This window comes from Micromonospora sp. NPDC048898 (genome assembly GCF_043198035.1).
GTDB lineage: Bacteria > Actinomycetota > Actinomycetes > Mycobacteriales > Micromonosporaceae > Micromonospora.
Window position 1 is genome coordinate 239,032 of record NZ_JBICUF010000003.1, and the last position, 12,992, is coordinate 252,023.

At 73.7% G+C, this 12,992-nt stretch carries 10 protein-coding genes; 3 read left to right on the top strand and 7 right to left on the bottom strand.

The genetic code is table 11. From position 1 onward, the window contains the following. Positions 1–543 precede the first annotated feature (543 nt). Both ddaH and rocD read left to right on the top strand, forming a co-directional pair. Positions 544–1,359, top strand: a complete 816-nt coding sequence (gene ddaH / locus ACGFIQ_RS11380; RefSeq protein WP_393243191.1) for a dimethylargininase — start codon at positions 544–546, stop codon at positions 1,357–1,359. Continuing rightward, positions 1,359–2,573 (top strand): ornithine--oxo-acid transaminase, encoded by a 1,215-nt coding sequence (gene rocD / locus ACGFIQ_RS11385; RefSeq protein ID WP_393243193.1) that lies wholly within the window; start codon positions 1,359–1,361, stop codon positions 2,571–2,573. Before ddaH ends, rocD begins: the two co-directional genes overlap by 1 nt. A gap of 109 nt (positions 2,574–2,682) precedes the next feature. Here rocD and ACGFIQ_RS11390 read toward each other — a convergent pair whose 3' ends face one another. The 7 genes from ACGFIQ_RS11390 to ACGFIQ_RS11420 form a co-directional block, all read right to left on the bottom strand. Then, positions 2,683–3,837, bottom strand: coding sequence for an FHA domain-containing protein (locus ACGFIQ_RS11390; RefSeq protein ID WP_393242664.1), 1,155 nt, complete (start codon positions 3,835–3,837; stop codon positions 2,683–2,685). Then, a complete protein-coding gene (locus ACGFIQ_RS11395; RefSeq protein WP_393242666.1) occupies positions 3,834–4,127 on the bottom strand; it encodes a 4a-hydroxytetrahydrobiopterin dehydratase in 294 nt (97 codons plus the stop codon). The genes ACGFIQ_RS11390 and ACGFIQ_RS11395 overlap by 4 nt, the downstream gene beginning before the upstream one ends. 150 nt (positions 4,128–4,277) lie before the next feature. After that, complete coding sequence (locus ACGFIQ_RS11400) at positions 4,278–5,327, bottom strand: fatty acid desaturase family protein (protein WP_393242668.1); 1,050 nt, start codon at positions 5,325–5,327, stop codon at positions 4,278–4,280. A 139-nt stretch (positions 5,328–5,466) separates the two neighbouring features. Beyond that, complete coding sequence (locus tag ACGFIQ_RS11405; RefSeq protein ID WP_393242670.1) at positions 5,467–8,943, bottom strand: SCO7613 C-terminal domain-containing membrane protein; 3,477 nt, start codon at positions 8,941–8,943, stop codon at positions 5,467–5,469. Between the two features lie 48 nt (positions 8,944–8,991). Next, positions 8,992–9,312 carry a divalent-cation tolerance protein CutA gene (cutA, locus tag ACGFIQ_RS11410; protein WP_357066756.1) on the bottom strand — a complete coding sequence of 107 codons (321 nt, stop codon included), beginning with the start codon at positions 9,310–9,312 and terminating at the stop codon, positions 8,992–8,994. Between the two features lie 9 nt (positions 9,313–9,321). After that, entirely contained in the window at positions 9,322–10,338 is a 1,017-nt protein-coding gene (locus ACGFIQ_RS11415) for a 1-acyl-sn-glycerol-3-phosphate acyltransferase (RefSeq protein WP_393242673.1), read from the bottom strand. Beyond that, on the bottom strand, positions 10,338–11,171 hold the full coding sequence (locus ACGFIQ_RS11420; RefSeq protein WP_357066752.1) for a patatin-like phospholipase family protein: 834 nt from the start codon (positions 11,169–11,171) through the stop codon (positions 10,338–10,340). The genes ACGFIQ_RS11415 and ACGFIQ_RS11420 overlap by 1 nt, the downstream gene beginning before the upstream one ends. 165 nt (positions 11,172–11,336) lie before the next feature. Here ACGFIQ_RS11420 and ACGFIQ_RS11425 point away from each other — a divergent pair, with 165 nt between their 5' ends. Continuing rightward, complete coding sequence (locus ACGFIQ_RS11425) at positions 11,337–12,929, top strand: protein kinase (protein WP_393242675.1); 1,593 nt, start codon at positions 11,337–11,339, stop codon at positions 12,927–12,929. Positions 12,930–12,992: the final 63 nt, after the last annotated feature.

Consider the following 12,992-nt stretch of genomic DNA (forward strand, 5'->3'; position numbering starts at 1 on the left):
GGCCGGGCGACACCCTTTCAGGGGCGGCGGTTCGCCGCCCCTGAAGTGTTTCCAGGGTCAGGCGGCGCCCCTTGGGATGGCTCGTTCCTCTTGGGATGGCTCGCTGGCCCGCCAGGCGACCCCACCCGCCGGCAGCGGACCGGCCACCCCTGCGTGGCACCTTTGCTCTGCACCCGCCGAGGCGACACTCACAATCTGTAGCTGGCGCCTCCGCGGGTGCAGAGCAAAGGCTGGCTATGGCCACCCACCAGGAGGAGCGGGCGCAGAGCGAAAGTGGCCAAGGCCCACCAAGAGGAACGGGTGCAGAGCAAAGGCGGCCAAGGCCCCCACCTTGCGGCGGTGGCCCAGAACACGAATCACAGCTCGCGCAACCCACGACGCAACGATTCGCGACTGCACACCGCCTAGACGCAACGAATGTTCGGTCTGCGCAACTCTCAGTGGTGGATCCTGCCGCCAGGGCCGCATAGCGTTGAGCAACGGCGCCAGCCCGTGGGCCACGGTGGCCGGGCGCGCCCGACCCTGGGAGCAGGACTAATGACGATGGACGCCACCAGCCAGCGCCTGTTGATGTGCCGGCCGACGTACTTCGCCGTCGACTACGCGATCAACCCCTGGATGGACCCGAGCGCCCCGGTCGACGCCGCGCTCGCCGTCCGGCAGTGGGAGCAGCTCCGCCAGACGTACCTTGACCTGGGCCACACCGTCGAGGAGATCACTCCGGTGCCCGGCCTGCCCGACATGGTCTTCGCCGCCAACGGTGGCACCGTCATCGACGGCAAGGCGATGGCCGTGCAGTTCCGCGACCCGCAGCGCGCCGACGAGGCACCGGCCTACCGGGCCTGGTTCGAGGACGCCGGCTTCGAGATGTACGACCCGAAGCACGTCAACGAGGGTGAGGGCGACGTCCTGCTGGCCGGCGATCACCTGCTGGCCGGCACCGGCTTCCGCACGGCGCACTCCTCGCACGCCCAGTTGCAGGAGGTCTTCGGCTACCCGGTGATCACCATGCAACTGGTCGACCCGCGCTTCTACCACCTGGACACCGCGCTGACCGTGCTCGACGAACGGACCGTGGCGTACCTCCCGGAGGCGTTCTCCCCCGGCAGCCAGGCCGTGCTGCGCCGGCTCTTCCCCGACGCGGTGCATGCCACCATGGCCGACGCCGAGGTGCTGGGGCTGAACGCGGTCAGCGACGGACGGCACGTGGTGCTGCCCGCGCAGGCCACCGACCTGGCCGCCAAGCTGCGCGACCGGGGCTACGAGACCATCGGTGTCGACCTGTCCGAGCTGCTCAAGGCCGGCGGCGGACCGAAGTGCTGCACGCTGCGACTCCGTCAGGGAAAGGCAAGCCAGTGATCGTGGATGACATCCTGCGGACGCCGGAAGCGGTCCGGGACGCCGAGCGCTGGACAGCGCACAACTACCACCCCCTGCCGGTGGTGATCTCGTCCGCGGAGGGTGCCTGGCTCACCGATGTGGACGGGCGCCGCTACCTGGACTGCCTCGCCGGCTACTCGGCCCTGAACTTCGGCCACCGGCACCCGCAGCTGATCGCCGCCGCGCACGCGCAACTGGACCGGCTCACGCTGACCAGCCGCGCGTTCATCCACGACCAGTTCGCCGACTTCTGCCGGGAGCTGGCCGAGCTGTGCGGCAAGGACCTGGTGCTGCCGATGAACACCGGCGCCGAGGCGGTGGAGACCGGGATCAAGGTGGCCCGCAAGTGGGGCTACCAGGTCAAGGGCGTGCCCGCCGGGCAGGCCAACATCGTGGTCGCCGAGGGCAACTTCCACGGCCGGACCACCACCATCGTGAGCTTCTCCACCGACGAGGACGCGCGCGCCGACTTCGGGCCGTACACCCCGGGTTTCACGGTCGTGCCGTACGGCGACCTGGACGCGCTGACCGCCGCGATCGACGAGAACACGGTGGCCGTGCTGCTGGAGCCGATCCAGGGTGAGCAGGGCGTGGTGGTGCCGCCCGAGGGCTACCTGCCGGGTGTACGCCAGGTCTGCACCGAGCGCGACGTGCTGTTCATCGCCGACGAGATCCAGTCGGGTCTGGGGCGTACCGGCAAGACCTTCGCCTGTGACCACGAGGGCGTCGTGCCCGACATGTACCTGCTCGGCAAGGCGCTCGGCGGCGGCATCATCCCGGTCTCCGCGGTGGCCGCGAACGCCGACGTGCTCGGCGTGCTCAAGCCCGGCCAGCACGGCTCGACCTTCGGCGGTAACCCGCTCGCCTGCGCGGTGGCGATCGAGGTGGTCCGGTTGCTGGCCACCGGCGAGTTCCAGCGCCGCTCGGCCGAACTGGGCGAGCGGCTGCGGGCCGGCTTGGCAGGGCTGGTCGGCAAGGGTCTGGTCGGGGTACGCGTCCGCGGCCTGTGGGCCGGTCTGGACATCGACCCGACGCTGATGAGCGGGCGGGAGGCGTGCGAGCGGCTCGCCCAGCGTGGCGTGCTCGCCAAGGACACCCACGGCTCCACCATCCGGCTAGCCCCGCCCCTGGTGATCACCGAAGAGGAGATCGACCTGGCGGTGTCCAAGCTGGCCGAGGTGCTGGCCGGCTGACCCGCCGCCTCCTCGCGTTGATCATGAGGTTATTGCCCGCTGCCGCGCGTGTCGTGGCAATAACTTCATGATCAACCGGGGTTGGCGCGCCGCGGCCAGCGCTGGGTTGTCAGGGGCGGGGTAGGCGCATGGCCATCGTCGGGGCCTCGGCCATCACCGAGGTGGGGGTGAAGGGAGCGCCGGTCGGCAGCTCCTCGGCCCGGCCGATCTGCACTCCGGGGTACAGCTCCACCATGTCGTTCTCGCCGAGCACCCGGGACTGTTGCGGGGCCAGCGGGATGCGGTCCGACTCGTTCATCGACCCGGCCGGTCGGATGCCGGAGCCGTTGGTGCTCACGTCGGTCACGATGACCTCGCCGACCCGCAGCTCGAAGCGGACGTGACCGCGGCTGATCCACCGCCGGGCCTCGTCGTTGAGCCACTGGCCGAGCATGATCCCGCCGTCCTGTTCGGGAGCCCGGCCGGCCACGATCGGCTGCTCCTCAGTGAGCACGAACCGCCGCCGGACCAGGCCGCCGACGCGTACGGCGAGCACCTCGCTGCGCGGCCGAGGCCCGCCGTCGCCGAGGCGTACGCCGTGTCGGGGGCAGGTCGGCACACCGTTGCGCAGCGCGGGCGGTGGCTGCGCGGCCGGGCTGCGGTCGGCGCCCCCGGCCAGGTCGGCGAACGCGCCACCCCCACCACCGCCGCCGAACAGGGCGCAACCCGACTCCGGGCAGCGCCACTGGCGGGCCAGCAGCTTCGCCCCGGTCGGCGAGCGCTTGCCGGCGACCGGGGCGTGCCCGCCGCCGACGTGCGCGATGAACACCGGCCCACCGGCGCCCGGCACCGGGGCGACCACCCGACCTGGCTGCTCGACCAGCCACGGGAACCGCCCGCGCAGCCCGTCGAAGCGGACCCGGCTGAGCACCGGCAACCCGAGCAGGTCGGCCACCTCCAACATCCGGTCGCCCGGATTGTCGAGCACCTCCACCAGCCCGTCGTCGGCCCAGCGGCGCACCACCATCCGCTCGTTCGAGGTGAGGTCGGCGTCGGAGAGCAACGCCCGGTGCACGATTGCGTAGACCTGGACGCTGTCCTCCTCCAACTCGCGGGAGAGCGCGTCGATGACCATGCCGAGCCGGAGCAGGCTGGCCGGCCGGCCACCGTCGATGTCCTGGTAGCGGATCACCTCGGCCAGGTCGAGCACCGCCCGGGCCAGCGACGGGTCCGTGCAGACCCGGCCCTCGATGGCGTCCAACACCTTGCTGATCTCGAATCTCATGCCGCACTCCGGACGATGTCGTCGATCCGCGCGGCCAGCTCGACGTCCCGGTGGGTGACCCCACCGGCCGAGTGCGTGACACAGCGGAAGGTCAGGGTCCGCCATCGGATGTCGATGTCGGGATGGTGGTCAAGCTCCTCGGCCACCGCCGCCACCCGGTCCACCACCGCGATGGCGGCCGGGAAACTGCCGAGCTGAGCCGTACGACCGATGCCGGTCGGGTCGCCCGACCAGTCGGGCAACCGGCCCAGCTCTTCTCGCACCGCGTCCGCGGTGAGCAGGTCTGCCATGAGCAGACCCTACCGGTGGCGCGGCGAACGAGCTGGACGCGCCACCGTGCCACCAACTCCACCCCAGGCCAGCCAACCGTCACGATCATCCTGCCCAGACGCGACGGTGGGGCGGCATCATCAGCTGCCGCCCCACCGATCGGTATCGTGTCAGCCGCGCAGCGGCCGGCCCACCTCGTGCAGGTGGCCGAGCGCCTGCCGATACGACTCGATCAGCCCGGTCTCGGCGTACGGGATGCCCTGCTCGACGCAGTAGGCACGCACGATCGGCTGGGCCCGGCGCAGGTTGGCCCGGGGCATGTTCGGGAAGAGGTGGTGCTCGATCTGGTAGTTGAGCCCACCCAGCGTGGTGTCCACCAGGCGGCTGCCGCGCACGTTGCGGGAGGTCAGCACCTGCTTACGCAGGAAGTCCAGCTCGTCCTCGGCGGTCGGCATCGGCATGCCCTTGTGGTTCGGTGCGAACGCGCAGCCCATGTAGAGGCCCCACAGCGCCTGGTGCACGACGGCGAAGAGCAGCGCCTTGACCGGCGACATGACCGCCAGCAGCAGCGCCACGTAGCCGACAGTGTGCGCGACGAGCAGCGCGGCCTCGATCGCCCGGTGCCGCATCGGGACGGCGTACCTGCCGTCCTCCCGGCCGACGATCGCCCGGATGCTCGCCACGTGCAGGCTCAGACCCTCCAGCAGGAGCATCGGGAAGAAGAAGTACGCCTGCCGCTGCGCCATCCAGCGGCCGAACCCACGGGTCTCCAGCGCCTGCTCGTGCGTCCACACCAGCGCGCCCGCGCCGACGTCCGGGTCCTCGTCCTCGTGGTTCGGGTTGGCGTGGTGCCGGTTGTGCTTGTCGACCCACCAGCCGTAGCTGATCCCCACCGCCACGTTGCCGGCGAACAGCCCCACCAACTCGCTGGCGCCCCGGCGTCGGAACATCTGTCGGTGACCGGCGTCGTGCCCGAGGAACGCGACCTGGGTGGTGGCGACCGCCATCACCGCCGCGAGCGGCAGCTGCCACCAGGAGTCGCCGAGCAGGAAAACGGCGACCCAGCCGGCCACGAAGCCGCCGAGGGTGAGCGTGATGCGGGTGACGTACCAGCCCGGGCGCCGCTCGAGCAGGCCCGCCTGGCTGATCCGTCGGGACAACTGTGCGTAGTCACTGCCTCGCCGTCGTACCGGCGGTTCCGCCACCGCTCCGAGCGCCATTACTGCTCCCGATCCGCTTGTGCCTGAACCGGGGTGGTTCGGGCCTACTGTCAAGTCTCCGGTCAGCAGTAGCGCTGAGTAACCCTGGCAACCCCCGAATCGGGGGTAGGGCGGGCACTACCCCCGATCGTGTTGCGGCTCAGCCCAGCCGGGCCACCGTGGCCCGCAACCGAGCCAGGTCACGCCGCCGCCGCTCGTAGGTCGCGGCGAGCCCGACCAGCGCCAGCCCGCCCACCCCGAGGTAGATCCACCGGGGCAGCAGGTCCCACCCTCGGGCCACCTCGTGCAGCGCCAACAGCGCCAGCACCCCACCGCCGAGCAGCACCGGCGCCTGCCACCGGCGGGTCGCGCCGGCCAGCACCGCACCCAGGGCCGCCGCGCCGAGGAGCAGTCGCCGCCACGGCTGCGGGTCCGCCCCGGCCAGCACCGACACGAGGCTCGGCAGCAGGGCCGCGACCAACCCCGGGCCGAGGGCCGGCCAACTGGTCAGCCCGGGGCGGGAGCGCAGCGCCAGCAGGCCCGCGCCGAGGGCGAGCGCCGAGGCCGGCAGGGTGTACGCCTCCAGCACCGTCACGCCACCGGCGGCCAGCAGGACCCACGCCCCGAGCAACTCGCTGCCGGCGGCGACGCCGGCGAACGCCCACCGCCGGCCGGCCGGCTCACCCCGGCGCAGCAGCCGCAGCGCGACGGCAGCTCCCCAGAGCACGCAGACGGTGGCGAGGTGCCGCGCCACCTCGACCGCCAGCGCGGCCGCCACCAGCGCCGCCGCCTGCGCGGCGGCGTCCAGCACCCGCCCGACCCGGTCTCGCGGCGAGGCCACCGCGGCGACGGCCAGCACCAGGGCGGCCACCGCCAACAGCGGGTACGCCGCCGCCCGCAGTGGCTGCCCACCGGCGAGCGGGGCGGTCACCGCCAGCGCGGACGCCGCGCCCACCCCGGCCAGACAACCCGCCACCCGCACCTCGACCACCCGCGCCCCGACGGCGACGACAACCGCCGCCACCAGCAGCACTCCCTCCGCGGCGAGCGTCCCCGCCCGGGTGGCCAGCAGCCCCGCCACACCGGAGGTGGTCAGCACCGCACCCACCGGTACGGCGATCGGTGCGAACGCCGGGCGCGCCGCCAAGGCGGCGAACAGCAGCGCGGCCAGCCCGGTGAGCAGGACAACCGCCGGCAGCACCGGCCACGGCGTGCCGATCGCGACGAGCAGCACCGGCAGGGCCGCCGCGACGAACGGCAGCGCGGGCAGCACCCGGGCGCGGATCCCCCGACCGGCCAACACGACGGCCAGCGCCAGCACGGCCAGCGCCAACCCGCGCGCAAGCGCCATCGGGTCGGCGACCAGCGTGGGCACCCCCGACCACACCCGCTCCGAGCCGTACGGCGACACGAGCGCGCCCCACACCGTCGGCAGGGCCGCCAGGACCGCGACCGCCGCCAGCAGGCCCCCCGCCGCCAGCAGCACGGCCCGCCGGGCCGGTTCCTGGTCGCCGGCCGCCGGCCGCTCCCACCGGGCGACGAGCGCGACGCCGAGCGTCGCCAGTGCGGCGTACAGCGGAAGGGGTTCGTCCCCCGCCACGACCAACGGCGTGAGTCCGGGCACGATCACCGCGACCACCGCGCCGACCACCGCGTACCCGGTCAGCTCGATCCGGTGGCGACGCACCGCGAGTGCCGCGACCAGCGGCAGCCCGGCGGCGGCCAGCGCCAGCCGTGCCTGCCACCAGGGTGGCGCACCCGCGGCGAACAGCGCCACCGCGACGACCCCGGGCAGCGCGAGCTGCGCGACCAGCAGCCCCACGCCGGCCACCGGACGGTACGGTCCGACACCCCGTCGTACGGCCAGGGCCAGCCCGACCCCGACGATGCAGCCGAGCGCCACCAGGGCACCGGTCGGGGCGGCCAGGGAGACCAGCAGCCCGTGCCCGAGCAGGACGGCACCACCGAGCGCGCCGGTGAGCAGCGCGGCGGGGCGGGTCGCCGGACGCGCCAGCACGGCGCCCAGCAGCCCGACCCCGCCGACCAGGTCGACGGCCACCACCGCCGGCCAGGGGGCCGCCCAACCGGCGGGCAGGGCGAGCAGCACCGCCACCGCGCCGGCCGTGGCGAGCACCGCCCGCACCTTCCGGGGCAGCAGCAGCGCCGTCGCGCCGAGCGCCAACGCCACGGCGGGTGCCAGCTGCCAGCCCCAGTCCAGGTCCGGACCCGTCCCGGCCCCACGCCACGGCGGCAGCGAGCGGCCCACGGCGGCGACCGCGAGCACGGCGGTGATCAGGACGGCCACCTGGGCCGTCACGGCCGCGACCAGCAGCGCACCGGCACGCGGGCCGGTACGCCAACCGCCGGCACCGCGCACCACCGACCCGACCTCGGCGGGACGCTCCGCCCCGACCGGCTCCCGCACCGGCAGCTCCGCCCCGGCCGCGCCCGGCAGCAGCCGCACCGCCCCGGCCAGCACGAGGGCTACCGTCGCCGCCGCGATCAGCAGCAGGGACGGCCGCAGCTCGACCACCGGGCGCAGCAGGGCTGCGGCGAGCACCGGCACCAGCAACCCGCCCGCCACCGCCCGCAACGCCCGTCCGCCGACCAACCGGGCCGCAGCGAACCCGGTCAGTGCGACAAGCAACAGCGGCACCCCGGCCAGTAACGGCGAACCCGCCGCCCGCCCGACCACCAGCGGCACCAGGGCACAACTGGCGGCACCCACCAGGGCTGCGACGTGACCGACCGCCGCCACCACCCGGCCGACGAGCGGTGCCACGCCCACCCGGCCGCGCAGCGCCACCAGCACGGCCAGGTCCAGCAGCGCCACGGCGAGCAGGACCAGCGCCCAGCCGGCCGCATCCGGCTCGGCCCCGACGGCGAGCAGTGGCACCACCGGCTGGGCGGCCACCAGCGCGGCGAACCAGGGCCCGGTCAACCCGCTCCACCTGCCGTACGCCACGGCGACCGCCGCGCTGGCCCCCCCGACCAGCGCGGCGTACCGGCTGCCGGGCCAGCCGGCCACCCCGGCCAGGTCCACCGACCAGGCCGCGTAACCGTCAAGCACCACGAGCAGCAACCCGACCGCGGCGAACGTCTCCGCCGTGCCGCGCAACCCCCGACGGACCACCAGCAGCGGTACGCCCAGCAGAAGCGCGGTGACCGCGGCCAAGATCGATGCCCGCCCGGCGACACCCACCGCCGCCCAGGCCACGGCGGTGAACACCACCGCGGCCGTGCCCAGCAGCAGTCCACCGAGGACGAAGAGCACACCCTGGACGGTCCGGGTGGAGGTCTCCGCCGCACCCGGTGCCGCACCCGCCGTGCCGACCGGCCCAGCGGACGCCACCGGCCCGACGAGCGACGCCTGGCGCGTCACCACGGAGGCAGCCAACCCGGCGCGCACGACAGCCGCCAGCTCGGCCCGCCGCCGCGACGTGGCCGACAGGCGTCCGGCCAGCTCGGCGTACGCGCGGCGGGCCCGCTCCACCTCCGGCTCCAGCCGGGCGACCTCCCGGCCCAGCAGGAACACCTCGGCGGCGATCGGATCGGGCGCACGCCGGCAGCCGGTGCAGCCGGCACTCAGATCGGCCGGGGCACCACAGGCCGGGCAGGGATAGCGGGTGTCATCCACCCGGTCATCATCGGAAGCGGACCGGGGCCTGGCCCAGAGTCCGCGTACTCAGGGTCGGGTGTGCTCGAATACCCAGGTGGCGTACGCGGGGTCACCACTGTCCACCCTGGACACCAGGATCTCCGGCACCTCGTACGGATGGCTGACCCGGATCTGGTCCACCAACGCGGCCAGCCGATCCGGTGCGGTCTTGAACTGCACCGACCACTCGGAGCTGGTCTCCACCCCCGACCGCCACCAGTAGGTGCTGTCCACCTGACCACCCACCTGTGCACAGGCGGCGAGCCGGCCCGCAACGGCCGCGGCCGCCAGCACGTCGGCGACCGAACGCGCGTCCACCACAGTCGTCACCACGCAGATCTGATCCACGCCCGCACCCTACGCGGCATTGTCCCGATGAGACGCGATCCACGTGTCGATCTGGGCCCACCAGTCGAACAGCCAGTCGATGCGTTGCTGCCGGCCGGTCGGCACGTCCTCCGGCGGCACCGACCAGAACCGCATCACGATCCGCTTGTCCATCGGCAACTCCCGCCACACGTCGGCGACGGTGAGCATCCGGTCCAGGCCGGTGTGGGCGACGAAGATGACCCCCGCGTCCGGGGCGGCGTCCAGCGCGGCGAGCATCCCGCCGGGCTGCGGGGCGAGCACGTGGCGCATCCGCTCGGCGCGCAGGGCCATCCGTTCCAGCCCGAGGGAACGCAGCCGGGCAATGGCGCGCAGCCGCCGTTTGGGGGTGAAGTTGCCGCCCTCGGGAAAGATGACGAACGCGTCGTTGTCGTCCAGGCCCGTGGCCAGGTGCCCGACCTGGCGTACCGTCTCCTCGCCGCGCTCCGGCGTCGGCGCGATGAAGCGGTTGGGCAGCCGGTTGAGCAGCACGTCGATCGCCGGGTCCCACTGGAGGCTGTCCTTGAGGACGATCCGTGGCTCCCGCTTGAACCAGTTGACCAGGCCGTGGATCAGGATGAACGAGTCGCCCGGCCCGGCGTGCCGGCAGAGCACCAACTCGGGCCGGCCGGGCAGCGCCGTGTCCGGGTCGGTGCCGACCACGTCGATGCTCAACCGCAGGGTCCACCGGGCCTGCCAGAACAGCACCCGCAGGAACCAGCCGGCCAGCACGTAGTGGGCACGCTGGAAGGCCGGGGACCGGACCCGCCAGCCGAAGCCGGAGACGACCCAGAGCACGAAGAGCGCGAGCAGCGCGGCGGCGTTCCAGACCAGGTAGACGCAGCCGATCCAGAGCAGCCGCAACGGACGCAACCGACCCGGGACCAGCGGCGACGCGGCTGCGGCGAGGAACGCCCAGACCGGCAACGTGGTGACCACGACGAAGGCGAGCACCACCACGGCGGGAGCGATCAGCAACCGGCGAAGCCACCTGGGAGGCAGCGGCATCACCGCTCCAGGTGGGTGGCGAGGTAGCGCCGGGAGGCGGTGTACGCCCGGCTGATCCGCCGTCCCACCGCCGCCATGTCCCGGTACGCCCACGGGGTGTCGTCTCGCGGGTTCAGCCCTCCGGTCGGCAGGACGTGCACCTCCACCCCCTCGGGCAGCGCGGCCATCTCCCGGAAGAAGCGGTGCCGGCGGGAGATCTCGAACGCGACCTGCGCGATCTCCCACGGCCGCCGGGGCGGCGTCAGCTCCCGTTCGATCCGACCCACCTGCAGGACGTAGATCCGGCGGGCGCCGACGGCCACCGCCTCGCCGATCGGGATGGAGTTGACGATGCCGCCGTCCACGTAGTGCGCGCCGTTGATCTCCATGGGTGGGAGCAGGCCCGGCACCGAGGCCGACGCCATCACCGCCGGCACCACCGGACCGGTGTCGAACCAGTGCTCGGCGGCCCGCTCGATGTGCGCGGCGCAGCAGCGGAACGGCACCCGCAGATCGGCGAAGGTGGTGTCCACCCCCAACTCGGTCTCCAACAGGCGGCGCAGCGGTCGGGGCGAGTGCAGGTGGGTGCGGGCGGCGAAGCGGCGCAACTGGCGGGCGACCGAGTCGCCGTACACCTCGCTCGCCTCCGGCGAGGCCCAGAGCCGGACCAGCCGGTCGGTCACCGCCTCCGACGGGTCGGCGGCGACAAGCGCGCCGTTCACCGCGCCGATCGAGGTGCCGAGCACCATGTCGGGCTGGATGCCGGCGCGGAACAGCGCGCGCAGCATGCCCACCTCGACCGCGCCCAGCACTCCACCGCCGCCGAGCACGAACGCCACAGGTCCCCCCGCCATGTCTCTCATCCTGGCACGGCCCCGCAGCCGACCGGCCAGCCGCCGTCGTTGGACGGTCGGCGCACGCCAGGCACCGTCCGTCGACCGGAGGCGGCAACGGCGTTGACAGGCAGGACACATTCGCGCAGCCTGATACCGCTCCCACCCCTGAGGCAGGTGCGATCGGTGAAGGCAGCACTGCATGCGGGCCGATTGCTGGCCCGCAGATATCGACTTCTCGACCAGATCGGCGCCGGCGGCATGTCCGTGATCTGGCGTGCCCGCGACGAGGTGCTGGACCGGGTCGTCGCGCTCAAGGTGCTCGCCCCCTCGTTGGCCGCCGACGCCCGCTTCCGGGACATGGTGCGCGAGGAGGCCCGAGCCGCCGCCCAGTTGGTGCACCCGCACGTGACCTCGGTGCACGACTACGGTGAGACGGTCGCCCCGGACGGCTCGATCACCTCGTTCGTGGTGATGGAGCTGCTCAGCGGCGAGGAGTTGGAGCTGCGACTCACCGAGGGGCCGTTGCCGTGGGTCGAGGCGGTCCAGGTGGCCGCCCAGGTCGCGGACGCGCTGGCCGCCGCGCACCGACTCGGCATCGTGCACCGGGACATCACCCCGGCCAACGTGATGATGACCGGGTCGGGGGTCAAGGTGCTCGACTTCGGCATCGCCACCCGAATCGGCACCCCCGACGACGACGAGGACGGCGGCACCTTCGGCACGCCGGCGTACGTCGCACCGGAACGACTCGACGGCGCGCCGGCCCAGCCGTCCACCGACGTGTACTCGCTCGGCGTCCTGCTGCACGAGGCCCTCACCGGCCGGGTCCCCTACCCGGCGGAGACCTGGGAGCAGCTCAGCGCCGCGCTGGCCAACGGCCCGGCGCCGACGCTTGCCGAGTTGCCGGAGCTGCCCCCGGCGGTGGCCCGGATCTGCCTGCGTAGCCTCGCCCGCGACCCGGCCGACCGGCCGACCGCCCGTCAGGTCGCCACCGCGCTACGCGACCAGTTGGCACCGGCCGACCCGTCACCCACGACCGTCCGGATGCCCACCCAGCCCCTGCCACCGCAGCCGGTCACCGTCCCGCCGGCCGAAGGGACCCCGAACGTATGGGCGCCAGGCGGAGCGACCCCGCACGGATGGGCATCGGGCGGAGCACCCCCGAATGGATGGTCCCCGGACGGAGCGACCCCAGGCGGAGCGACCCCGGACGGCGCGACCCCGAACGGAGCGACCCCGGACGGCGCGACCTCGGGCGGAGGGACGGCGGCCGGGTCGAAGTGGTCGCGACGGCGGCTGGCGCTGCTGCTCGTGCCCGTGGTCCTGGCGGTCGCGGCGGCGCTGATCGGGGTGGCCCTGCTGCCCGACCAGCAGCCCACGCGGCGAGCGCAGCCCCCGGCAGGCCCGGTGACGACTCCGGCGCCCACCCCGGCGACCACCGCGCCGTCCGCGCCGACGACGGCACCTCCAGCGGGGCCGCCGACCGCGTCACCCACCTCGGGTCCGGGCACCCTCGTCGAGGCCGCCAACCGGGTCGACGAGCTGATCTCCGCGGGGCTCAGCGCCGGGGAGATCCGCGACGACGTCGGCCTCGACCTGCGCAACGAACTCCGCAACCTGACCGTTCGGGTCAGCTCCGGCCGCGACGAGCTGGCACCACCGGTGGCCCGGCTGCGCCAGAAGGTCGCGGTCCGCCTCGGCGAGGGCGGCATCAGTCCGGCGTACGCGAGGCAACTCGACGTCGCCATCGCCGAACTGGGCATGGCCCGGGTCTGACCGGGCGACGACGTCGCGGCAGACCGGTCAGCGAGCGTCGCGGCAGGCCGGCCAGCGAGCCGG